Source organism: bacterium, from assembly GCA_035505375.1.
Taxonomy (GTDB): domain Bacteria; phylum Hydrothermota; class Tepidihabitantia; order Tepidihabitantales; family Tepidihabitantaceae; genus UBA2258.
Genome location: DATJQV010000016.1, coordinates 50,694 through 75,384 on the forward strand (window position 1 = coordinate 50,694; position 24,691 = coordinate 75,384).

The window sequence follows — 24,691 nt, forward strand, 5'->3', positions numbered from 1 at the left end:
AGAGTGTCCCATCGGAGGACGAATGACCAGAACCGACATCCTTGAGGAGATCAACAAGCTGCCGGCTGACGAGCGACTCGGCATCGTCGAGTTAGCACTGCGTCAGTTGCGCGAGCAGTTCCTGGCAGGTCGGCTCGATGTGAACGCCGAGCGCCGGGAACGCCTGAGCATGGCGGCCGACTCGCTCAAGTCTGCCTACGAGACTGACGCCGAGCTCACTATATTCACGACCCTTGACCGCGACGACTTCCATGTTCCGCGGTGAAGTCTGGCTGATAAACCTCGACCCGACCATCGGGTCGGAAATCCGCAAGACACGTCCGGCCGTAATTGTGAATGACGACAGCGTGGGAACGCTGCCGCTCAAAGTGATCGTGCCCATCACCGAATGGAAGGAACGGTACGCCATCGCCCCCTGGCTGGTCCGGATCCCGCCATCGTCGGACAACGGGCTCGACAAGGAATCGACGGCCGACGCCTTCCAGGTGCGATCCGTGTCTCAGCAGCGGTTCGTCCGCCTACTCGGCAAGCTGGCCGGTCCGCAGATGACAGAAATAGCTCGATCCTTGGCCGCTGTGCTCGCCATCGAGCAGTAGGCCCCGCAGCCCTCCGCAGTCCGTAGACCCCGCTTCTCCGTCTTAGACTCAGGGGCGGGCTTTCGCCCGCCCCTGCCCTGTCTACTGTCTACTGTCGCCTGCCTACTTGCCGCTCACCTCGCCACCACCGCCTTCTTCACGTCCCGGAACCCCGGCGCGTCGAGATTGTGCACGTAGCCCGCAGGCGGACCTCCTTTTCCCGTCTCTTTCGCCTGCTGAAAAGAGGCGGCGCGGGTCGCCCCGCGCCGCCACAGGAGTTGCATCAGCTATCTGCTTATTATCAGCTTCCTCCCGGCCTTGTAGTCGCCAGCCTTCATCGTACAGAAGTAGATGCCGTTCGACGACACGCGACCGCGGTCGTCCCGTCCATCCCAGGTCAGAGTGTAGACTCCGGCGGGTCGCTCCGAGTCCAGAATCGTCTTTACTTTTCTGCCTGACGCGTCGTACATCTTCACAGTGACATGCGTCGGCCGCGGTATCTGGAACCGCAGCATTGTCCGGCCTCGGCTCGGACAAGGCGCAGCGTCATAGAGCATCGCCTTCATCGGAATCGGCTGGGTCAGTGCCATGACGCCTTCCCTCTGAATTCGGCGCGTGCTGAAAGCGTATAGCCTCAGTCCAGCGAGCGCCACTCGCTCTCCTGAGAGCCGGACCAGGCTGAACGGCAGGGTCGTGCCATTCTCGTAGCATCGCCTCGGGATAACGAGCCGCACGGTATCCGGTCTTCCCGGCCCGAATCGCAAGCGGGCTATCTCCTCGCCCCGCGAGCGGATCGATTGTTCGGATACCTGGCCGGGCGGTGCGATGAACTCCGCGAGATAGCCGTAGCTGGGGTTGATGTACCTTATCAGGTAGTTCAGCGAATCCTGGCCATAGTCGAACCTCGCCGCGCCGCTTGAGTCGAGTCCGCAGCGGTTCACACAGAACGGAGATGCTGCGGCATGCCCACAGACCACGTTGTGCGAGGGCGACATCCGCCACGAAGCCGCCTGCCCTCCCTGCAAGTCCAATCTGCGGAACCTGATGCTGTAAAGCGACGTGCCGACATTCTCCGTCCAGATACCGTAGATTGCATCCACCACCGGCACAGAGTCAATCAGTTCGGCTCGGACATCCATGTTGAGGTACTTAGAACTCACATTCGGTGACTCGCTCAGATTGCACGTGAGCGTGCACGTTTTGGCCCACACGTCGTCGACGCTGCTGGCGTCCCACTGCTGCCATCCCAAGGTGTTCGCCTTCGAGTACACGGGGTAGTCCCCGCTCGTTGAAGCTATGCTCGTTGCGTTCCATGTGCCACCGCTGACGGGACGACTGGCCATCTGAAGCTGGCCGGACCGCGAGTGGCGCCAAACGAGGTAGAAATTGTCGCCGTATACCGTGATGAAGGGATGGATAGCAGAGTCGGCGACTTTCACGTAGCTCGGTGGTGTTCCATTACTGAACGTGGCGCACATGGCACAGTTGGCTCGCTGCCAGGCCACGCAGATTGGACCGTCCGGCGCACACGCGACGCTGACGAAACTATCTATGGACATGGCCGTCGTCTCAGCGATCGAAGACGAAGTGCCTCCAAGTGTATCCACCTTGACCAGCACGATCTTCGCCTTCCGTCTTCCCGCGTCGAAACTGGGAAAGGCGCAGTACGGATAGCTGGACGGAATGGCTGCCTGCACTCGGTCGACGGCCGGAGGCGTGGAACTGGCCGTGTTCAGCGTCATGGCCGTCCAAGTGCTATCGGTGCGCATCATCTTGCAGAGTATCCCGTTATTGCTGTAGACAATCGTCGGCAAGCCGGCAGCGTCGAGCGCGACGCTTGGGTAGTCGCCCTGGTCTATGGAAGTCGGAGTGCTCCACGTCTCGCCGCCGTCGTGCGAATAGGCGTACTTGATGGAGTCTCCCGCGTCATAGACGACGTGAACGCCCAAGCCATCAGGCTGGATGACGAGTTTCCTGCCGCTATTCGGCCAACTCGCGAGCGAATTCGACGTGGGCGGGAACTGATACCAAGGAAGCATAACCGACCCGGACACGAGAGTGTAGGGGCCAACTCCTTGAGTCGAGCTGGCTGAAGCAAACACACGCAGGCGGCTACCTGCGCAACCCTCAGGATAGCAGAGGTAGTAGTTTGAAGTGAATACAGTATCCTTGAACCAACAAGCGGACTGTGTTCTCAGCGCGTACTGGATGTTCCCACGGGACTCAGGATAGTACTCGTAGACCAGCATAGGCAGGTTCAGCGGGTTGGCAACGAACTTGGGATGAGTGTAACTCAAGTCAACGCCACTGTCGGTCACGGTCTCCTTGCCCGGACTGGGTGCGTACCCAGACGTCCCCCTGATGAGCCGGCCAAACTCCAGCGAGTCACCACCATTCACCCAAGCCAGAAGCACGTTTGAATCATTCTCAAGCGTCGCCGTGAGGCCGTAGACGAGGCCGCTATGCAGGTCTGTGTCACTGAAGCTGCTCTGACCAGCATCCATGTAGGAGATTCGAATGATGCTGTCATCCTCGGACCCGGCGTAAGCAGAGATGACCACTCTTCGGCCGGTTGTGTCCACAAGCATCGTCGGACTGTTTGCGTTCGAATACGGCTCGATGCTGTCCAGTACGCCTACCCCCTCGCCTTTTGGATGTGCCTTAAGCAGGAATTGCGCGAAGTAAGTACCTGGGTGGCACGGAGACACCGAATCCTTCCCAGCATAGTTGAGCGCTGCGCATCCTGAATCATGCCTGATACCGAACGATGCAGCGGGCGGTGATAATTGTGGCGGGTTGCTGCTATTCGGGTAATTGAATCCGAATGTGAACGCCAAAGCGGGGCTGCTGTCATTGAACCATTGCCCGTACTGATTCCGAGATGACACGAAGTAGCTCATACTCCACGGGTTGCCCGACTGCACTCGCCACCAACAGCCTGGCCAGAGGATGTATGGATTCCCGGCACTGTCCAGTGCGATAGCCGGTGACGCTCCCTCGGCCGCGGCATACTCGTAGCAACCAAGATCGACGCGCTCGGGCAGGTCCCAAGTCTTTCCCCCATCGGACGAATGCACATACATGACGCCCTGCGACTCAGTGTAGTAAGTCATGTGTACATCGTTGCCTCGGATGGCGACCTTCTCCTGGTTGTTGAAAGCCGTGAGCGGGAGAGAATCGGAGGAAACGATGATGGCTACCTGCGCGTAGGGCGTTGTATCCGATTTCCAGCTGTCCCTTTCAGCCCACACCCGATACCGATACGTGTCTCCGAAGGCGACGTTGACATCCTCGTAGTGAATGGTGTTGGGCGGCAGCAAGCCCACTGATGGAATGTACGTCGGCAATGAGTGATTCACAGTCTTCTCAATCCGATACCCGTACTCGTAGGAGGAATTGTCCGTCCAGTTCAGCTCAACGGCGAGCGGGCCCGGGGTAGAGTTGCTCAGCGTCGCGGTCAGGCCGGTAGGGGGAGCCAAGTCGTACAGTCTGAGAACGTATGGCCAGAAATCTTGTGCTCCTGTCAATGGATTCTCATCAGGCATCCGCGTGCGAGTTGGGTCCCCGCTCTTCAAACGCTGCTGATAGAGTTGGTTCGCAGTGAAGTTGGAATCGGCTTGGTAGGCGAGACCATAGTCAGAGTCAAACATGAGGGTCCCGTCGCCAGAAGAAGAGTTGTTGGCGTAGATGACGAAGGCCACCTGAGTAATGCCCTTCTGCAATTCAAAGCCAAGGGAATCGCGGCAAAGGAGGTATCGACAAGATTGGATTGTACGCTTCGCGAGGGTCTCGCACTGACCCGCGCGGTTCTTGCCCAGAACCTTGATAGTCACGAAGTCCGTGAAGGGTACGATGTCGTAGTGCAGATACGCGGCAGTGGGGTCGCCAAAGGGAATCTCAAATGGATAATAGAGCAGCGAGTTGCCGATTACGAAGCAGGCATTCGCAATACCCGGTTGCCGGAGGCTATCTCCTCCCAAGTACATGCCACCGACCAGACCGGCCTTGCGCGCCAGTCGATACACATCCGCTCCGGCCTGGTAGTGATAGTTCATAGAAGTCGCAAGGTAGTCGGGTCCCTGCTCCAGGTTCTGCTTCATTTCGTCGTATAGAGATGAAGCGACGTCTGCCTCATTGCGATACGTAGTCCGAAACCGAGGGTCGTAGCCCCCCTGCCCTCGGTAGGACCCCTGCCACTTGTCCAAGTAATGCTCCTGCCTCTGTAGGCTCGTCTCTAGCCCAGACGGCATCGATTCCCCGTACAGTTGGTGTATTCGCTCTACTTCATGTCGGTAGCTGTACAGCTCCGGCTGACTCTCGAAGTAGGTGTACCAAGGGTTACTCCCTACGCCGACTTCAGGCACGAAAGCCTGCAGCTCCAGTCGGATGATGAGGCGCAGCGCGAGTTCTGCCAGGAAACGGTAGGCAGGGTTGTAAGCCTTGAGGGCGTCGAGTACCCAACTGTCCAGGTAATCGGCGCTCAGATTCCCAACGTAACTATTGATATCTGAGAAAGTCCAGTTAGGGTGCGAGTAAATGCCGCCGGCGCTATTAGCGTCCAGATGGTCATAGCCTGCCAGGAAGAACCACGTGATAGCGTACCCGTGCAGATACGCCTTCAGCTTCCCGGGCGTAAGACCGTTCACATCGAAGTACGTGTTGGCGAGCTTGACAAAGCTGTCAATCGCGTAGAATCCTGTTGCTGTCTGCCATCCGGCCCAGTCTGGTGGGTCGTTGGTGTCATACTCGAACCAAAACTGCATGGGGTTCGGGCTTATTACGTACACCGTCTGGCCGCCTACTTCCCAATCGCATATCTTTGAATACAGGAGTGAGCTCATCGAGGTCCAGTCTGCCTGACTGTAGTACGTCGGCTCGAACAGATTGGATTGCGTCTCGGCATCAGCTAGAACCTCCCAGTCATCCTTGGCGTCCTGGGTCTCTGCTAGGTAGTCCGACCCCCAAAGGGACGGCTGCTGCATAACACCAGCTTGCAGGTCCTCCACGACGTGATAATAGGCGCCATAAATCAGACTCTTGGCAAATGGAGAGTAGTTGTGGGCTTTTGCATAATCTACCATTTCCTTCAGCTTGGCCAGATCGTAGTTGGGCGCATCGTTGTGCCAGTCGATACGATGGGTGCCCGAGTCGTTCATCACTGTGTCGTAAGTGGCATCCTGAATCTTCAGCGGGTCAACCAGCAGCCAGTTGAAGGGGGCATCGTGCAACCCCTCGATGACCTGCTTCGAGGCATCCAACCCGGTAGGATCTAGTAGATCTGGCAGCATTGTTCCAATAAGATAGAATTTCCTCACCGAGTGCTGATAACGCGCGGCATAAGAGCCGGTATCGTATGTGGCTGTCAAACAAGTATAGAAGCTGCTGTCGAAGTCGCGCCACACGTCGAAAGTCTTGCTTGCGATAAGTGCGTGCTCTATTCCGGAGTATCCGCACGCCACTGCGGACGTCGCCAGAATCAGGAGCAGCGCTCTCCTGTACAGACGGTCTGTCTTCACGTTTCCTCCTTTTCTTTGTCGGGCTCTATCTCAGAGACCTGACGACTGCTGCCGTCGTGGGCCCCAATTCAGATTACTTCTTCCACTTGATGCAGGCATAGTACACGTCAGGCCTGGCCGTGTAGAGAGTCCCTCGGCTATCCCAGACCACGTGGATGTTCCCGAGCCCGTCCGCAGCCGCACAGCAACGGCTGAAAGGGTTCAGTGTGTCTGACACCGTGACAACATCCCACCCGCCCGACTTGCGCGCTACTCTAAGCCCAGCCGGGACGCCACCCCAGACCGCAACTGGGCACCCATCCGCATCAATCGTCAGGCCCAACGGGTTCACAGTACGGCTCGGGCAGCTTGTGTCCAGGTCTGACCAACCAGTTCCCCATTTGTAACGCATGAGCCCCAGCCCGCTTCCAGCTACCAGCGTGGAGAAGCCCAAATAGCAGTTCGAATCTCCACATGCAAGAGCCGGAAGGGATTGCATCAGTCCTCTACCAGACACAAACTTTGAACTGGCCCACAGGCCATCTACTGGCTTCACGGAGTAGCAGAGAAAATCAGCCAGCGAATCTGCATCCACATTCCATGCTGCGTAACAGCGTCCCGCGGCGTCCACCGCCAGTTGGCCTTCGAAATAAGCCTTGTCCAGTACCTGTACCTGGGCCCAGGAGCTCTCCGGGGCCTTTGATGAGTAGCAGACCTCGTCCGATGACAAGTTCCAGAATAGCAAGTGAAGGCGACCGGCCCCATCAACTGCCAGCCGTGGCCTTGCGGAAACGCCTCTTGAGATTGTCTCAGCGACGGTCCATTGCGACCCAATCCGCGATTGGCAGACGATGACCCATCCTCCGACCTCTCCTCGCGCTACGAACTGCGACCATGCCAAGTGCAACGTCCCGTCGGGCCCGAATGCCGTCGATGGGTCGCGCGAAGGTTCAGAGGCCTTTGAAACATTGAAGGGTGCCGTCCATTCAGAACCTGGAGAGGCCTTCTCGACCAGCCACACGTTCTCTTGACCCGAGGCAGAGTCAGACCACGCAATCACAACGTGTCCATCCTTAGTACATGTAATGCAGGGACTCTGACTGAAGGAGGCATTATTGGAGATGTTCTCGATCTCAAAGCTCGGCTCGGGTGCGTGACATAGAGAACCTGTCGCCAAGAACGAAACGGCTGCAAGCATAAGCAAGCGCACGACGCCAACGCGGAGGCATTTCGCGAGCTTCCCAACCCCCGAACGGACAAGAATCATGTAGTTCATGGACTCAAGTTACTCGGTCTTGAATCACGGTCAACAGTTGTGGCACCGAATGGGGCAGCCAGATTCTGGGTGCACGTGGCAGTGCCATGTGAAACGAGGCAATCGAAGCTAACCAGTCTTCGCGAAACCACGCGGGAGTTTAGCCGACGGACCCGCCTCGCGTCAACGTGCCCTGTAAACTCGCGGGGAGGGGTTGAACCTATCGTAGAATCAGCACTTAGCCACCGACGTCAGGCAGGCTCACCCGTCTTTGGAGCTTACGGGCCGCAAGGGCCCCAGCACTGACGCTGTCGCGCACTAGAACATGAACGGCGGCCTGTAGGCCGCCGTTGTTCGACCTCTGACGATTCTCTAAATACTCCCGACTCTCCTCTCTCGATTCCCCTCGACTATCTCGTCACCACGACCTTCCGGACCGCTTGTGCTTGGGCTTCTCTCACAAAGTACACACCGGGTGCCAGACGGCTCACGTCATTCGCGCCGGCGTGCAGCACCGCGACATTCCGCCCCGATGCGTCCAGGAGTTCGGGCCGCAAGACGTTGGCTGTAAGCTGTTGGCCCATCATCAGCACTCCGCGCACGACTGTCGGCTCGCTCAGCACCGCTCGCACTTCGGCGTTCGGCGTTTCTTCCACGCCTCCACCGTAGTACTGGCATATCTGAAGACCGCGCGTATCGTCCGCTACGTAGATATAGCCTCCGCTAGCCGCTGCTCCAAAGGCCTGGCCTTGAGTGTTATAGTATCCCACCTGACTTGGGTGTGCCGGGTCAGCGACCGAGACAACACCCAAAGTCGGACCGCCTGTGCAGTACGCGTTGCCACCGTCCAGAACGATCTTTATGACACCTGGTGTGTTCAGGTGCCCGACTTCGGTCGGATGCGCCGGGTCTACGACCGAGACGACCCGCAGGCCGGCCCCATTGTCTGCAACGTACGCGTAGTCGCCGCTCACGGCCACTCCGTAGGGGTAGTCCGGCATGAATAACTGTCCGACCTCGACCGGGTGCGCCGGGTCCGAGATCGACATGACGCGCAGACCGAAAGTATCAACCACATAGGCGTAATTCCCCTGCACTGCCACGTCCTCGGCGCTGCCCGTCGTCGCGCAGTATCCTGCCTCGGCCGGGTGCGCCGGGTCTGAGATTGATATAACGCGCAGACCGGAACTGTCCCCGACGTAAGCGTAGCTACCGCTGACGGCTACGCCAAAAGCCCCATGAGTCTGGCAGTGGCCGACCTCGGTCGGGCTGGCCGGGTTAGAGACAGAGATGACATGCAGTCCTGATGAGAGGGCGGCCACGTAGGCGTAGCTGCCGCTCGCCGCGACCCAACCGGCCTGACTGGGCGTATCAACAGACCCAACCTCTGCGGGATGAGCAGGGTCGGCCACGGTGATGACTCGTAGCCCGGAGTTCCAGTCGGCAACGTAGGCGTAGCTGCCGGCCACGGCGACATCGGAGGCAGACCCCGGCGTATCGCAGTGACCGACCAGACGGACGCCAAGCGAGTCCGCCCGCGCCATGCCTACTAGCAGCAAGCTGAGCGCGAACATCAGTAGATTCCGAGAATGACGACTTACTTCGATCATGTCAGCCTCCTCTTTGCGTTACCATCTTGAAACCATTAGGATAACTTCCCGTGCCATTCCTGGTGAAGGTCTATTGCGGAACGGTCGCAAACGTAGCATGGTCGTTGCCATTAGTATAGTCTGTCTGTCCTAAAGTCAACAGGGATAGGTCGCCGTACATGCAATGAACCCACTCAGCCTACGGGCTGAAGTCCGTCGCCGGGCACTTCGTGCCGGCCGTCAAACAGGCCCGCCCACCTGAGGCAGACGGACCGAACTCGCCGGCCGCACGCTTCCTCGACCCTGCGGACGAAGACAAATGGACCGAACGGTTTGCCGGTCCTGAGGCACAACTCCAAAGCTGCCACGAATCTTTCATCCTCGGGTGACGTGAGAAAGGCGCGCCAGCCGGGAGGACTCGGAATCCGCTCGACGTGCGCCGACAGCAGTCCACGCGACAGAACTCCCGCATGCTCGGCTGCGCTGTTCAAAGCGCACGGATCGAAGGGCCCAATTGAATCAGTCCGTGCCGTAGCCAGGTCTACATAGCGTAGGACCTGCCCTGCGACCTCATCGGCAAATGGACAGGCGTTGTACGGGCCCTCCCAGAAGGGAGCCACCCGGTGATGAATCTCATTGAACCTGCGGACCAAGTTATGGTCGGCATTCATCAGTGCCAGACTGATATCATGCGGGTGCCTCGGGATCACGACGAGCAACACCCGGTCCGACATGATGTTGTATCCGCAGAGTTGTATGCCGTGCTTGTACAGGCTGGCATGGAGTGTAGCAAGAGCCAAGTAACGGTCATGGAACTCGAACGGGAATCGCAGGTCGTGCCGCACCCGCCGCTCCACAAGATGGAATATCCCCGGGACCTCGATACGAGAGACGTGGCTCATTGGCTAACTCATGCTGCTGCCGACCGAGACCTGTGCTTCACGGGTGCGGGCCGCAACCCTTTACGCGCTGACGAATCGCTCATCATGTCGCGGCCCGCACCCGTCGTATCCGGCTCGGTCGGTTCGAGGAGGCAGGGTACGAAACGAACGACGTTCATATGCCTTCGGTCAGGACGATAAGCCCGTCCCCGACATCACCCTTCACTCGCCGCTCCCAATCGCCATCACCGTGCCGCGGGCGAACAACTCAGACCCGCGACTGAAGCTGTTCACGCGAAACGCTGGGCAAGTCTTGGGGACAATCGCACCCTGCCCAATCGCACGTTTCATCGCAGTACCACCTTGAGCCTGGCTTGCTCCTTGCCCATATCGAGCAGCAGGAAGTAGGCCCCCGGGCTAAGCTGCGGACCTTTGCCGTCAGAGTTCCAGCTCAGTCTGTGGACTCCTGCCTGCTGCCGGCCGGCGTCGAGTACGCCGATCAACCTGCCGACCGCGTCGTGCAAAGTCGCACGAACGTGAGCTGATGCCGGGAGTTGGTACTCCACCTGGACGTCGTCATAGCGGCTTATGATGTGTGCTAGGCCAACTGCTCGACACGTCGTGCTGGTCTGACTGCCGTCCATCACAGACCCCGGTGGTTGAAGCCGGTAGAAACTGCTCCTTGGGTTCCCACTGTAGTCCGAACCAGCGATCAGGTAGATGTTCCTGTTGGTACCGTACACAAGGGAAGCGCCTGGTCCGAGTCTTGATGGAAACCGGGATCTGTAGCATGAATCCCGGCTCACCTGAGAGAAGTCCACCCAATGGGGCGAGTGCGCTGGGTCGAAGTAGTATGGGTCATCGGAAGTGTCCGACCCTCCGAATGCGGCCCACGGATAGAACCCGCTCGCTTCGGTCGCGTCGTGAGTGGTCAGAGACGTGCCGGGATTCTCGGGCAACGGCGCGGATTCGAGCGTGTCCCACTTGTTGCAGGATATGTCGTACCCGTAGAAGCCCGTCGCATTACCGCCGACGAGCGCGAGTATTGCCGCATGTCCGAGTATGTCCGCATCGTAAGCGGTAGCCGCACCTGTGCCGACACTCTGAGGCACGCCGGCAAGTTGTTGCCAGCCGCTGTTTACCTCGAAGCTATGTACGCTGCTCCACGACCAAAGGCCGCCCATGAGCGCGGCTGAACGCCAATAGTAAGACCCGTTGCTGAGGCTGAGACCGTTCTCCACGAATTCTTCATGCTCTGGAAGGCTCTTGAGTGTATCTATCACGGTGGTGTCGAAGCTGGGGTCTCTCGCGACCTGCAGCCGATACCGAGTCGTAATGGCGCTGCCCCACTGGAACAACGGCGTGCGATCCGCAATCTGAGCGCCGTCCGGCGGGTAGATGCCGCCTGAGGGCGTCTCGGGCAGCGAGGTCGGAATCGAATAGCGCCAGAAATCGGTGCCGCCACCCGACACGCAATAGAGCCACCCGGGTACCGGACATGTCTGTCCGTCGTAGCTGACATTCGGCTGATACGTTACGCACGCGCCGGAACCAAGGCTGAACGGGAGACCTTCGCTGTGCCAGGAATTGTCGTAGAGAGAGTACCAGTATAGATACGGGTCTCCGTCCTCATTCCCGATGGCGAACAGAACGCCGTCCTCTTGCCATTGGAACGTAAGGCCAGTGTGCTGCAAGGCATAATCGGGCGCGTCGCCGACCATGTGCCATGACCCGTCGCCGGGTTTGTAGTACCCGGCGTGAGTCTGGCCGTTGACTGCATCGGGGAACAGTCCCCAGACGCTGTCTTTGCCCCACGTAATGAGCGAGCCGGCTTCCTCGTCGGCACCGGCCGGGACGGAAGTCAGTCCCTGCCAGGCCAGCGCGGCGACCGCTGCGAGCATTACGCTGATTACTACCTTCCTTGCCATTGCGCGCCTCCTTTGTTCAAACCTCAGTGCCTTCTCGGTTCATATCTTGCCGGCCCAGACTTCCCGCACGGCTCTGGCCAGCGGGCCAAGCTCATAGGCATCGCCGCGGTATTCAACACAGGCGTAGCCATTACCGCCCGGCCGTTCGACGACGACGTCGAACAGGACGTCTCTGGGGCTTCCGCAGCGAGGTTCAAGCGCCAGCTCCCTGAAGATCGTGCCTAGAGCGACTAGCAGACGTTCTGCCGGACTGCCCAGCAAGTCGGCCCCAAGGAAAGCAACCAGCGGGACTTTGGGAGAAGGGGCCAGGGGCTGGGGGCGTCCTGGGTGAGTTTCCAGTTTCCAGTTTCCAGTTTCCAGTTGGTCATTGATCATTGGTACCCAGTCCCCTGATGGCGGGCCCTTCGTCGTGGAGATTGACCCTTTGCCAGGCTTCGCGTATGTACGGGGTGGCCGGATGATAGCGGAACTCGCTGGGATTGGCTGCCGTGGAGAAGTTGCCGGGAAGAAGAGCGATTGCGACCGGGACCCGACAACCGAGTTCCCGGGCCCTCGTGGCTACATCAATGAAGTCCTTAGTCTGAATCGACATGCTGTCTCAGGAAGCATGAAGTGTGCTAGCAACCGGCAAGTGGCGTAAGCTAGCTCCAATCAGGTAGATGCGCTATTTCGGGCTTGTGGAATGGATGAGAACTGCTGCCACTCATGGCAGTGACTGGCAGGGCAGATTTGCAGGTAAGCCGAGCTTATGCAAGAAGTTAGGGCATGACTGCCATGAATGTCAGTGAACTGCCATTTGTGGCAGTAATTCGGGCCACCATCACCCCTCCCTCTCCCTCAAGGGAGAGGAATAGAAAGGAGGGGGTAAGCCGGGGACTATTCCCCGAGGATGTCAGTCGGGATGGCTGGTGAGGTGGTGTTTGCGGAGCAGACGATAGAAGTGCCTCTCGCTGAAGCCTGTTAGCCTGATAGCCTCAGACGTATTCCCCTTTGCCTGTCTCAAGGCCTCAATCAGCATGGCTCTTTCAGACTCATCCGTCTTTGCGTGAACTCTGCTACGCAGACCCTCCGGCGAGTGCTCGGTAAATCCGGCTTGGCGCTGCCTGAACTCAGGCGGAAGGTCGGTGGTCTGAAGTTCATCGCCCTCGGAGATAATCACTGCCCTTTCGACCACGTGCTGAAGTTGACGGACGTTGCCGGGCCAGGGGAACGCGGCAAAGAGAGCCAAGACCTCGTCGCTCGCGCCGTGGACCGGCCGGTCGTATTCCTGAGCCGCGCGGGCGATGAAGAACAGCGTCAGCACAGGAATGTCTTCCGGCCGCTCGCGCAAGGGCGGCACGACGAGTTGGACCGTGTTGAGCCGATAGAGCAGGTCACGTCGGAACAGGCCCTGGCGTTCGCGAAGTTCCAGGTCAATGTTCGTCGCCGCAACAACCCGAGCTTCTATCCGCGTATCCTTCGTTCCGCCGACGCGCACGACCGTCCTGCTGTCGATGGCCCGCAGCAGCTTTGCCTGCAAGTTCACAGCCATGTCTCCGATTTCGTCAAGGAAGATAGTCCCTTTGCCGGCCAGCTCGAACTTGCCCGGGCGCGCCACGACGCCGGTTGCCGCTCCTGCTTCAATCCCGAAGAACTCGGCTTCAAGCAGGCTTTCCGGGACGGCCGCACAGTTGACCGTCACAAAGGGAAGGTCGGCGCGAGGGCCCGACTCGTGCAGGGCGCGGGCGATGAGTTCCTTGCCCGTGCCGCTTTCGCCGCGTATCAGCACCGGAACGCGGGGAGCAGCCGTTCGCGTAACGAGGCCGAGCACGTTCAGCACGCTGGGGTTTCGACCAACAACGCCTTGGAAACGCAGCCCCGGAATCCGCTGCTGAGAGTCGGACTCGATGGCCCTGAGCTTCCCCAATTTCGCGAGCGCGGGCGCAAGCGTGCCGGCCAGAAGCTCCAGCGTTGCGGGACTGACGCGCGCCTCCAGAGACAGGGACCGCCTGAGCACGACGAGACCGACCACACCTTCGGCTTGTCTGACCGGCAGCAGCAGCTCAAGGTCGGTCTGATCCAGACCGGGGGCAGTTCCTCGTTCATCGTTCATCGTTCTGAGTTCATCGTTCAGCCGCGTAAGGTCCGGATTGCCGAGGGTCGCGACCGGCCTGCTGCCAACCAGCACGGCGCCCTGATTGAATCGCAGACTATCGCACAGCATCTTCAGAGCCTGCACGATGAACTGCTCGGGCGCCAGCCCAAGCGCGGTGATACCCAGCAGCGCCTGGAGCAGAGCGGTGTCGCGGTCGGTGCGCATCTCAATGCGGTAGAGCAGCCGACTCGCCTCTTGGCCTTCCGCTACAACGCCGAGCCGGCGGAACGTCCGGGCCGCGTCCTGCAGTACCGCCAGAGCCTCGTCCCACTGCCGAACTTCCAAGAACTGTCGGCCGCGCTGAAGTCGAGTGAGGGCAAGCTCGTATGTGTCACCGAGCGGTTTCAACGTAATCTCGGAGCGACTGAACAGCTCCAAAGCCTGGTCCGGGTCGTCGCGGGCAGCGGACAGGAGGGCGCGAACGCGCAACACGTCGCCCTGTTCTTTTGTCAATCTCAGGTCGACTGCGTGACGCTCAGCCTGATCCAGCAAGTCACCAGCAGCATCGAGCCGGCCCCGTGCCAATGCGAGCTCAGCCCGACGGCAGCAGACGGTAGCCAACAAGCAGCGATCTCCGGCGGCCTCGCACAGCCGCGCAGCATCGTTTAGAACTTCCTCTGCCTGAGCCAGGTCTCCATTGCGGAAATGGGTCCAGCCCAGGTCAGAGAAAGCTTCCCGATACACTTGACCGGAACGCTGCTTGCCGCGTTCTCCTTCAATGACAGCGCGGAACATGAGTACGGCAGTTTCGTAGTCAGACCGCTTGAGCGACAACTCGCCGAGCGCCATTCGAGCCGAAGCCAGCGGGTCAGCGAATTCATGCTCCTCGCAAAGGGCGATTGACCGGTGAAAGCTCTGGGTCGCCTCGGTCCAGCGGCCCATAGCGGCAAGAGTCCAGCCGATGTTGTACAAGCTCATGGCCCGGCCACGCGCGTATCCGGCTTTAGTGTTCGCTGTCAGGCACTGCTGGTAGCAAGCGAGCGCCTCTCCAAATTCGCCCTGCAGACCAAAGACGCCGCCGAGCTCATTCAGCGCAATCCGTTCTCCCTGCTCGGACTCGATTTCTCGGGAGGCCTCCAGGAGCTGCTTGAAGTAATCGAGGGCAGACTGAAGCTCGCCGTGCTCGCGGTGGATAATGCCGAGGAGGTTGAGTCCGCTGGCACGCACGCGACGGTCGGCGGTTGCATCCGCGACTTGGAACACTGTCTCGGCACAGCGCGCCGCGCCATCGAGGTCGCCGGCGCGGCGGAGCAGTTCGCCGAGCATGTACGCGGCCCTGCCCTTTTCCTTGAGGCGGGCGGCGGCATCGGCTTCGGCCAGAACCTGTTCCAGCAAGGGTCTGGCCTCCACCGGGTCGCTGAGCCAGAGCGCCTCGGCAAGGAGCAGAGCAGCCTCGACCCGTTCTGCCGGCGTCGTGGCCGCGGCCAACTGTGCGCGCAGCGCCCGTACCTTGTCCGGTGCGTCAGTTGTGCCACTCATGATGGAACAGTGGTCAGCATAGTCCTGACGTCCCCCAAGTCAAGCCTGCTCGGGGTCCTGACAGAGGAACCGCAAGTCTGCCGCGCAGGCCTCCGAAATCCCTCCTTTCCGCGCCACACGCTCCCCGGTCCGGACCGGAAACGACAGGGGCGGCCTTGCGGCCGCCCCGTGTCTGGCAGGAGTGGAGGCGTTATCCCGGTACGGAAATCCTTAGGTCGAGCGCATTCGGAAGTCCGATGTCACAAGCCGGAAGTAGGATAGGCCCTGACTTCTGAGTTCCGAATTCTGCGCTCTGAGTTCTGCACTTGTCCGGACTGCACTTTCGCCCGTTCCGCTGACCTGACGGAAGCGTGGGCCGGATGCGCGAGTTCCGGTCTGCCCGTCTGCATTCTGCACCACGCATTCGGAATCCTGGAGTCGTCCGAGTCTGCTCATGTCAGTCCAGTTGCCGGCGGAGGAAGGCCGGTACGTCCAGATTGTGCTTGTCAACCGCCATCGTGACTTCCTTGCCCATCGTCCGCTTGATGGACGGGAACAGGTCCATTTCGGCAAGCAGGTCGCTGACCTCGTCGACCTTGGGCAGCGGGTCGCTCAGGCCCGTGGCAATCATGGTGACCCTCATGCTGTCGCGCAGGTCTTTGCTGCGGGCCGCGCCCATCCGGACGTCGGCCTGGCCATTGGTCGCGTTGTAGACCGTGGTCGCAGCCTCGTCCACCTCTTTCAAAGTCATCGCGTCGTCGCCCGTGATGTTGAGCAGTATCTTGCGGGCGCTTTCCACCATCACGTCTTCGATCAGCGGGGATTGCAGGGCGCGATGGGCGGCTTCCGAGGCCCGGCCCGGGCCGGACGCGATGCCGACCGACATGATGGCGCCGCCGTGCTCCGACATCACCGCGCGCACGTCCGCGAAGTCGATGTTGATGAGCTGCTTGGTGATGACGACCTCGGCGATGCCACGGACCGCGTTGAGCAGTACGTCGTCGGCCAGCCGGAATGCCTCGAAGCACGGCTTCTCGCCGTATTCCGCCAGCACCCGCTGGTTCGGCAGCACGATGAGCGTGTCGACCTGCGGCCTGAGCGCCTCGATGCCCCGCAGTGCCCGCTGCTCGCGCTGTTTGCCTTCGAACTGGAACGGTTTGGTGACCACGGCCACGACCAGCGCTCCGCTCCGCCTTGCGACCTCGGCCATGACCGGCGCCGCGCCGGTCCCGGTGCCGCCGCCCTCGCCGACCGCGAGGAACACCATGTCGAAGCCGGACAGGGCCTCGCGGAGTTGTTCAATCGACTCATCCGCCGCCTGTTTGCCGATGTTCGGGTCACCGCCCGAGCCCAGGCCGCCGGTGAGTTGGGCGCCGAGCTGTATCTTGTTGGGCGAGAGCGACATCCCCAGCGCCTGCAGGTCGGTATTGACTGCGTGCAGCTCGACGCCGGATAGCCGGGCGTCGATCATGTGGTTTATCGCGTTGCATCCTGCTCCGCCGACGCCGAATACGCCGATCCGGGTCAGGCTCCTGTCTTCTCTTACCGGTTCGATCATGCAGTGCCTCCGTTAGCAGATTTGCGATTTCCGATTTGCGATTTGCGATTTCCCGACATGGACCTCCGTACCAACTGCCGGGCAACACGACAATCGTCACTCGTCATTCGTAACTCGACAATCACGAGAACCAGCCCCGGACTTCCTCGCCGACACCGGACCAGAATCCCGGTGCCGGAAACTGACTGGACGTCTTGCCTTCGACCCCGCAGCGAATCAGTCCGACGGCCGTGGCAAAGGCCGGGTCCTTGGTCACCTCGGGCGGCCCGCTCACGCGGTCCGGCCGTCCCAATCTCACCGGCATGCCGAGTATCTGCTCGGCAACCAGGTCGATTCCACTCAGGCTCGCGCCGCCACCGGTAATCACCGCGCCGGCCGAAAGCCCTTCGCCGAAGCCCGATTTCCTGACCTCGGCGTCACACAACGTAATAATCTCCTCGGCGCGCGGCTGGATGACCGAGGCCAGCAATCGGCGCGAGACCGGTTTGGGCCCGCGGCCCGACGCGTCCTCAACCGATATCGCCTCGTCCTTCTCAATCTGGGTCGCCATGGCCGCGCCGTATTTCCGCTTAAGCTCCTCGGCCTGGCTGAACGTCGTGCGCAGGCCGATGACGATATCCTTGGTGATGTTCGTCGCTCCCACCGGCAGCAACTTGGTGAAGCGAATCTCGCCGTCCCGGTAGATGGAAACGTCAGTGACGCCGCCCAGGTCAATCAGCACCACCCCGAGGTCTTTGTCCTCTTCGTCGCAGACCCCGTAGAGGCTGGCGATCGACTGGAGAACCAAGGCGCGGTTTCTCATTTCCAGCCGTTCCATGACGCGGTAGATGTTCTCGACCGCGGTCACCGCGCCTATGATGAGCAGGGCCTCGACCTCAAGCCTGACCCCGAACAGCCCGAGCGGGTTCCTTACGCCTTTCTGCCCGTCAACGATGAATTGGGTAGGAACCACGTGCAGTATCTGCTCGTCGTTGGGCAGCCGGACGGTCTGCGCCTGCTTGATGACGTCCTCCACGTCGCGCGGGCCGATGCCGCGCGCCGGCTTGCGTACCGGCACCGCCGCAGTTCCGGTCAGGTGCTTGATATGCTCGCCCGAGATGCCCACGAAGACCGGATACGACTTGAATTTCCCGCCTGCCATCGCTTCGCACTGCCGGGCTGCCGTCTCAACCGACTGCGCGGCCTTGTCGAGATTGACTACCACGCCGTGTTTGAACCCGTCGGGCGCGGCCGTGCCGTGGCCAACGATGTTCGTCTTTCCGGCATGGTCGGTCTCGGCCACAAGACAGGCAACCTTGGTGCTGCCGATGTCCACCGCCGCGGTCCGCCTCACTTTCGCCATACTACCTCCTCAGAAAGGGGTCCAGGGGTCAAGGAACCAAGGATTCGAGTGTTCTTCACTTGACCCCTTGAATCCTGGAGTCCTGGAATCCTCTCCTCAGCCCTGCCGCTACCTGCCATTCGCCACTCCGGTCTTGTTCTGGGAATTCTGCATTCTGAGTTCTGAATTCTGAATTCTGGTTTCTCCGGGTCCTGGAAGATACTGCACTTCCTCTTCGAGCAGAATCCCGGTCCGCTCTTCGACCGTCGCCTTCACAATCTGGGCCAGTTCGTAGACATCCGCGAACCGCGCCTTGCCGGTGTTCACCAGGAAGTTCGCGTGCTTCTCCGAGACCTTGGCGCCGCCGACGGTCTTGCCTTTCAACCCACACTCCTCAATCAACTTGCCTGCCGGAACCCGTCCCCCGTCTCCGGTCTCAGGATTCCTGAAGAACGACCCGGCCGATGGCTCCTTCGGGTGCTTCTCCCAACGCTGCTTCCTGATTTCCTGTGCGGACTCGCCCCGCGCCCCCCGCCCCCCGCCCCCCGCCAATGCCATCGTCACTTCTACCGCGACCAGGCCGCGGTCTATGATCGGCCGCCGATACTCTCGACGCAGTTGCGCACCGGTCAGCGTTTGCTCGTTACCGTCTAGGTCAATGGCAGTGACGCTGGAGAGTACGTCGCCCAGAGAACGTCCGAGCGCGCCGGCATTAGTGCGAAGTCCGCCCCCGACCGTTCCCGGGATACCGGCGAGAAACTCAGCCCCGACAAGGCCTTCACGCTCAGCGATGGTCGCCACCTCGTCAAGGTTAGCACCAGCGCCGCAGACCAAGGATAGGGGTTGGGGATTAGGGTCTGGGGATTGGGGTTCGGACCCTAGCCCCTCGCCCCTAGCCCCTGGCCCCTTCATCTTTGCCAGCTCGCCGCCGAGCGTTATCACAACCCCGCGCAGGCCCTGATCGGACACGAGCACGTTGGACCCCCGGCCCAGCAGCCACATCCGGACTCCGGTATCGCGGCACACCTGAACCACACGCGCGAGCGCCTGCCGGTCGTCAACGCGGACCCATGCGTCGGCCAGGCCGCCGATGCGGAAGCTCGTGTGCTGAGCCAGCGGCTCAGCGAACTTGAGCTCCGCCGCGCAGCCGGCTAGAGCTTCGCCAAGATTTCGTCGCCAATCGAGCATATGTTTCCTGCTCCGGCAATCAGGACCACGTCGCCTTTGCGCAGCCTGTCGGTGAGCACACCGGGGATGTCGGCCATGTCGGGGACATAGCTCCAGCCCGCAAGCCTCCAGCCTCCAGCCGGGACTCCGGACTCCGAAGCTTGTGGCTTGTGGTCTGATGCCGCTTCTACTGCCCTAAGAATCAGGGTCGCGTCCACTCCCGGGATCTCGGGCTCGGACGCCGCGTATATCTTCGTCAGGATGAGTTCGTCAGCCGCGGCAAAGCACGTTCCGAACTCTTCGGCCAGCGCCCTGGTCCTCGTGTACCGGTGGGGCTGGAACACAATCAGGATGCGCCGGTCGGGAAATGCGTGGCGCAGTGCTTCGAGGGTAACCCTGACCTCGGTTGGATGGTGTCCGTAGTCGTCGTACACCATGATCCCGTTCTTCTCCCCAAGCTTCTCAAGGCGGCGATGAACTCCGGAGAAGACGGCCAACGCCTGCGCCATTGCGTCAAAACCAATGCCGAGTTCGGTGCCGGTCGCGAGCGCCGCGAGGGCGTTCGCGACGTTGTGCGCACCGGGCACCGGCAGGTTGAATCGGCCAACCTCTTTGCCAGCATAGAGCAGCGTGAAAGCGCTTGAGAATCCGTACAACTGGACATCCTTCACGCGAAAGTCCCATCCCCCGTCGCCCGGCCCGCGCCCCTCGATTCCGTACGTCACGACTCTCCGCTTGGCCCGGTTCCTTATCGACCGGACCGCGGGCGAATCCATGCAGAGCACGACCGCGCCGTAAAACGGAACCCGGTTCACGAACCTAGTGAACTCCCGCTTCATGTCGGCCAGGTCATGGTAGACGTCCAGATGTTCGCGCTCGATGTTGGTCACGACTGCGATGGTCGGGTAGAGGGCAAGGAACGAACGGTCGCTCTCGTCCGCCTCGGCGACGAGGTACTCGGACTGCCCGAGCCTTGCCCCGGCATCGGCCCCCATGACGCGGCCGCCGATGACGCTCGTCGGGTCGAGCCCGCCACGCTCCATCAGGTGCGCGACCATCGAAGTGACAGTCGTCTTACCGTGACTGCCGGATACGGCCACCGAGAACTTCATGCGCATCAGCTCGGCCAGCATCTCCGCCCGGCGGATGACCGGGATCTCCCTGGCGCGCGCGGCCTCCAGCTCCGGATTGTCGGACCGGACGGCCGAAGAGTAGACCACGACCTGGGCGTCGGCGCAGTTCGCGGCGTCGTGACCTGTTGCAACCCGGATCCCGGCTTCGGCGAGCCGGTGCGTCGTGTCACTCTCTTTCACATCGGAGCCCGTCACCTCGAAGCCCATGTTCCGGAGAACGAGCGCGATGCCGGACATCCCGATACCGCCGATGCCAACGAAGTGGACTCGCTTCAGGCGGCCGAACATCACCGTTCCTCGTTCATCGTTGTTCGTTCATCGTTCACCGCGTCTGTGCGTCCCCGGGTCTCGGCGCTTCTCTTTCCTGGGGCCGGGGATCGGGGGCCCTAGTCCCCAGTCCCTCGTCCCCAGTCCCTAGTCCCAGCTCCTCTGCTACTTTGCGGGCTATCGCCGATGCCGCGTCGGGCCTGGCGACGGAACGCGCTGCCGCCTCCATCCGGCGGCGACGGGGCTCGTCTTCCATCAGGGCAAGGACCAAGCCGGTAAGCCCGGACAGGCGGCTCTGGTCCAGCACTGAGGCCGCCCCGACCGACGCCAGGTACTCAGCGTTCGCGTCCTGGTGACGGTCGGTGGCATGGGGGAATGGAATGAGTATGGCGGGTATGCCGAAGGCAACCAGCTCGGAAAGGACCACGCCGCCTGCCCGGGAAACCGCAATGGTCGCCCTCCGGTAGAGTTCCTCCGGATGGTTGGTGAACTCCACTATCTCGCAGTTCTTCGAATGGACGCGGGACCGGACGAAGTCGTAGTCGCGCCGGCCCGCAAGGATCATGAAATTCAGGTTGGTCAACGCCGCTGCCGCATCAATGGCGGCGGCATTGAGCGCCTGAGCCCCGAGGCTACCGCCGATGAAAAGCACGGTCCGGCCATCATCGCTCCGGATCCCCTGGTGGAAATCCCTCCGCAACGGATTCCCGGTCACGCTGCTGGCTCCCGGAAACGACTTCGCGCTGGGAAAGGCGAGGAAAGACTCGCGCGCCTTCGACGCGAAGAAGCTCGTCACCCGGCCGGGGATGCAGTTCTGTTCGAGGAGGAAGTAGGGCGTGCCGGCGAACTCGGTCGCCGCGAGCAGGGCGGCGGTCGCGAATCCACCCGTGGCCACGACTCCGGACGGCCCGACCCGGCGCAGCAGACGGATGGCCTGCATCAGTCCCTGACCGAGCCGCCAGACGGCCTGGGCCTTCCGGCCGACGCCCTTGCCGTAGAACCCGCCCGCGGCCAGTGGCTCGAAAGCGAAGCCGTGCTCATCCGCGACCCGGTTCTCAAGCTCTAATTCTCGCCCGGCCCACAGAACTTCGATTCCCAGGTCCCTCATCTCGATGGCAAGGGCAAGCGCCGGAAACACGTGGCCGCCTGTGCCGCCCGCGCCAAGTATGACCTTCAAGGAGATGCTCTACGCAACAGGCTGGACGCAGCACGCCGCGATGGAGCGTGGCGCACACTGTAATGCGCGTGGGACGTCGCTCCGGGGAGCTTCGCGCCGAATCCGCCAAACACCAGGACCTTGTGTCGGGCCGGGCTCGACTGCCGTCCGAAGCCGGCCGCCCGATAGCGCGACGCCGCAGGCATGTTCATGACTGTCCTCGACCGCTTGTACCGCGATATGTTCAGGAGCACGCCCGCCGCAAACAGGTTCGACAGCAGGGCCGAACCGCCGGACGATATGAAAGGCAACGGTTGGCCGGTCGTCGGAATAACTCCCAGGGTCACGGCAACGTGCACGATGGCGTAGAGGAATATTGCGAAAGTGATTCCCGAAGCGAGAAACTGGCCGAAGGGCGCGGAACTCTCGTTGCTGACCCTCATGCCGTACAGGAACAGGATCAGATAGAGCAGACAGACGGCCGCACTGCCGATGAACCCGAACTCCTCCCCTATTTCGGCAAAGATGAAGTCGTTGTACATCTTGGGCAGGAACTGGTACTTCTGTCGACCCTCGCCCAGGCCACGGCCGAAGGGACCTCCGGAACCGATGGCGATCAGCGATTGCTCCTGCTGGTGGTGTTTGCCGCTTGTGAACCGTTCCCAGCGATCGTGCGCGTAGGATATGAAGCTTATCGCACCGACAAAGAGCACTACCGCGGCCACGACGGTCAACAGCACGTGCCACCACCTCACACCGGCGATCACGAAGACCGCGAGGCTGACCACGGCGATGATGAAACTCGTTCCCACTGCCGGCTGGAGCAGAGTCAGCCCGACGACGCCGAACACCGCGGCACCGGGCACCAGCAACCCCCAGACCAGGCGTTTTTCGAGTCCCTTTCCCTTGGCCCAGTCGAAGTATCCGGCCAGCCACACCAGCAGTCCGTACTTGGCGAACTCGGCCGGCTGGAACGAGAACTTGTCGCCGCCGAGTGCGCGCTTGACGTCCTTGAACATGAGACCGGCCACGAGCGTGAGCATCAACATCGCCACCGACCCGAAGAGCAGCCACCACTTGACTCTCCGGTTCCAGGTCGTATAACGCAGCTTTGCACCAAGGAACAGGACCAGCAACCCCGCCGCTGCCCTCAGCACTTGAGAACTGAGAAAAGCAACTCCCTTGTGGCAGGTCGTCGCGTAGACGAGCGTCACGCCGATCAGGACCAGCGTGACGACCACGAAGAGCAGCGTCGAGTTGATCGGCCCGGACGGCCGTTCCGGGCTCCCCGATTCCAACCTGAAGTTAGTCAAGTTTGCTCACCTCCCTCCGGAACGCCTCACCCCTTGCCGCGAAGTCCTGGAACAGGTCGAAGCTGGCGAAACCCGGTGCGAACAGCACCTTGTCACCGGCCCGCGCCTTGGCCCGGGCGGCGACCACGGCTGACCCGAGATCAGGAAGCACGTCGTAACGCCGAAACCCGATGGCCTCCAGCTCGCGCGCGAGACGCGCGCTGCTCTCGCCGACCAGCAGGACCCAGCTCGCGTACTTCCTCATGGCCTTGACGTAGTCGTCCGTCGGCAGCGCTTTCTCTCTGCCGCCGGCAATGAGAATGACTCGACGGGGGACCGGGGACAGGGGACCGGCTCTCCGTCGTCCGTCCTCCGTCCGCCGTCCTCCGCCGAGGGCCACCGCCTCCAGCGAGCGGACGCCCGCGGCGGGGTTGGTCGTCATCGAGCTGTTGATATAGTCAACGCCCTTGAGTCGGCGGACATGCTCCAGCCGGTGCGGCAGACCGGCAAATGTCCTGAGCGCGCGCCGGATCGGAGGCAGGCGCACTCCGAGCAGCCGTACCGCGGCGATGGCGGCAAGGCAATTCTGGATGTTGTGCAGCCCCGGAAGCCTGACCTGCTGAATCGGCAGCACATCCCGGCCCCCGGTCCAGAGGCACCCGTCCGCCACGTAGGCGTCGGCGCTGCGCCGCCGCAGGGAGAAGAAACGCTTCTGCCCCTCCCCGCGGTTCCGCGCCGCGTAGACCAGCGGGTCATCGTGGTTGAGGACGGCGTAGTCACACCGGGTTTGCCGGTCGAGGATTCTGAACTTGCAGTCGGCGTAGCGACGGATTGTCCCGTGACGATTGAGGTGGTCGGCGCTTATGTTCAGGACCACCGCGACCTTCGGCTCCAGCCAGCGCGCTCTTTCGAGCTGGAAACTGGATGCTTCGACCACGTAGTAGTCTTTGGAGCCGGCCAGCAGCGCCGCAGACAGCGGCTGCCCCGGAGCCAGATTGCCACCGCAGAACACGCGCTTGCCTGCATTCTCAAGCATCAGTGCGATCAGGGCAGTCGTGGTCGACTTGCCGTTCGTCCCGGTGATGGCGACAATCGGCCCACCGACAAATCTGCTCGCGAGGTCGAGTTCGTCGACAATCGGAATCGCCCGCTCGCGCAGAACGCGAACCAGGTCATTCGCGTCGCTGATGCCGGGACTCACCACCGCCCAGTCGACGCGCGCCGCTTCCGGCCGCCGGGTCGTCGTCATGCCCGCCTTACGAAGACGCGACACCGGTTCTGAATCCAGTGCGGCCGGGTTCTCGTCGCTCCCGATGACCTTCGCCCCGACCTTGAGCAGGAATCGGGCAACCGACGTACCGGAGCGACCCAAGCCGACGACCAGAACCTTAGTACCACTCAAAGGGATCGAGGGATCAAGGGATCGAGGGATCAAGGGATCGAGTGCCGGGCACTTTGTCCCTCTATCACTTTGTCCCTTCA

At 61.4% G+C, this 24,691-nt stretch carries 19 protein-coding genes; 2 read left to right on the forward strand and 17 right to left on the reverse strand.

What is annotated here, in order from left to right; genetic code table 11:
• The first annotated feature begins 22 nt into the window (after positions 1-22).
• Both VMH22_02770 and VMH22_02775 read left to right on the forward strand, forming a co-directional pair.
• Positions 23-265: a hypothetical protein gene (locus VMH22_02770; GenBank protein ID HTW90609.1), complete on the forward strand. Its 243-nt coding sequence runs from the start codon at positions 23-25 to the stop codon at positions 263-265.
• On the forward strand, positions 252-596 hold the full coding sequence (locus tag VMH22_02775; protein HTW90610.1) for a type II toxin-antitoxin system PemK/MazF family toxin: 345 nt from the start codon (positions 252-254) through the stop codon (positions 594-596). The genes VMH22_02770 and VMH22_02775 overlap by 14 nt, the downstream gene beginning before the upstream one ends.
• Before the next feature lie 113 nt (positions 597-709).
• Here VMH22_02775 and VMH22_02780 read toward each other — a convergent pair whose 3' ends face one another.
• The 17 genes from VMH22_02780 to murD form a co-directional block, all read right to left on the reverse strand.
• Positions 710-859: a hypothetical protein gene (locus tag VMH22_02780; protein HTW90611.1), complete on the reverse strand. Its 150-nt coding sequence runs from the start codon at positions 857-859 to the stop codon at positions 710-712.
• 3 nt (positions 860-862) lie between these two features.
• Positions 863-6,091 (reverse strand): FlgD immunoglobulin-like domain containing protein, encoded by a 5,229-nt coding sequence (locus tag VMH22_02785; GenBank protein HTW90612.1) that lies wholly within the window; start codon positions 6,089-6,091, stop codon positions 863-865.
• Between the two features lie 73 nt (positions 6,092-6,164).
• Positions 6,165-6,569 (reverse strand): hypothetical protein, encoded by a 405-nt coding sequence (locus VMH22_02790; protein HTW90613.1) that lies wholly within the window; start codon positions 6,567-6,569, stop codon positions 6,165-6,167.
• A 1,166-nt stretch (positions 6,570-7,735) separates the two neighbouring features.
• Entirely contained in the window at positions 7,736-8,935 is a 1,200-nt protein-coding gene (locus VMH22_02795) for a hypothetical protein (protein HTW90614.1), read from the reverse strand.
• Positions 8,936-9,108: 173 nt separating this feature from the next.
• On the reverse strand, positions 9,109-9,816 hold the full coding sequence (locus VMH22_02800) for a hypothetical protein (GenBank protein HTW90615.1): 708 nt from the start codon (positions 9,814-9,816) through the stop codon (positions 9,109-9,111).
• A gap of 201 nt (positions 9,817-10,017) precedes the next feature.
• Positions 10,018-10,146 carry a hypothetical protein gene (locus VMH22_02805; GenBank protein HTW90616.1) on the reverse strand — a complete coding sequence of 43 codons (129 nt, stop codon included), beginning with the start codon at positions 10,144-10,146 and terminating at the stop codon, positions 10,018-10,020.
• Positions 10,143-11,723, reverse strand: a complete 1,581-nt coding sequence (locus VMH22_02810) for a FlgD immunoglobulin-like domain containing protein (protein HTW90617.1) — start codon at positions 11,721-11,723, stop codon at positions 10,143-10,145. The genes VMH22_02805 and VMH22_02810 overlap by 4 nt, the downstream gene beginning before the upstream one ends.
• A 39-nt stretch (positions 11,724-11,762) precedes the next feature.
• Positions 11,763-12,098 (reverse strand): hypothetical protein, encoded by a 336-nt coding sequence (locus VMH22_02815; protein ID HTW90618.1) that lies wholly within the window; start codon positions 12,096-12,098, stop codon positions 11,763-11,765.
• Complete coding sequence (locus VMH22_02820) at positions 12,088-12,315, reverse strand: hypothetical protein (GenBank protein HTW90619.1); 228 nt, start codon at positions 12,313-12,315, stop codon at positions 12,088-12,090. The genes VMH22_02815 and VMH22_02820 overlap by 11 nt, the downstream gene beginning before the upstream one ends.
• A 300-nt stretch (positions 12,316-12,615) precedes the next feature.
• Positions 12,616-15,336, reverse strand: a complete 2,721-nt coding sequence (locus tag VMH22_02825; GenBank protein ID HTW90620.1) for a sigma 54-interacting transcriptional regulator — start codon at positions 15,334-15,336, stop codon at positions 12,616-12,618.
• A gap of 436 nt (positions 15,337-15,772) precedes the next feature.
• A complete protein-coding gene (gene ftsZ, locus VMH22_02830) occupies positions 15,773-16,873 on the reverse strand; it encodes a cell division protein FtsZ (GenBank protein HTW90621.1) in 1,101 nt (366 codons plus the stop codon).
• Between the two features lie 121 nt (positions 16,874-16,994).
• Positions 16,995-18,215: a cell division protein FtsA gene (gene ftsA / locus VMH22_02835; protein ID HTW90622.1), complete on the reverse strand. Its 1,221-nt coding sequence runs from the start codon at positions 18,213-18,215 to the stop codon at positions 16,995-16,997.
• Positions 18,216-18,323: 108 nt separating this feature from the next.
• Positions 18,324-19,382: a UDP-N-acetylmuramate dehydrogenase gene (gene murB, locus VMH22_02840; protein ID HTW90623.1), complete on the reverse strand. Its 1,059-nt coding sequence runs from the start codon at positions 19,380-19,382 to the stop codon at positions 18,324-18,326.
• On the reverse strand, positions 19,346-20,782 hold the full coding sequence (murC, locus tag VMH22_02845) for a UDP-N-acetylmuramate--L-alanine ligase (GenBank protein ID HTW90624.1): 1,437 nt from the start codon (positions 20,780-20,782) through the stop codon (positions 19,346-19,348). Before murC ends, murB begins: the two co-directional genes overlap by 37 nt.
• Before the next feature lie 34 nt (positions 20,783-20,816).
• A complete protein-coding gene (locus tag VMH22_02850) occupies positions 20,817-21,938 on the reverse strand; it encodes a glycosyltransferase (GenBank protein ID HTW90625.1) in 1,122 nt (373 codons plus the stop codon).
• Complete coding sequence (locus VMH22_02855; GenBank protein HTW90626.1) at positions 21,935-23,230, reverse strand: FtsW/RodA/SpoVE family cell cycle protein; 1,296 nt, start codon at positions 23,228-23,230, stop codon at positions 21,935-21,937. Before VMH22_02855 ends, VMH22_02850 begins: the two co-directional genes overlap by 4 nt.
• A complete protein-coding gene (gene murD / locus VMH22_02860) occupies positions 23,223-24,611 on the reverse strand; it encodes a UDP-N-acetylmuramoyl-L-alanine--D-glutamate ligase (GenBank protein ID HTW90627.1) in 1,389 nt (462 codons plus the stop codon). Before murD ends, VMH22_02855 begins: the two co-directional genes overlap by 8 nt.
• Positions 24,612-24,691 lie beyond the last annotated feature (80 nt).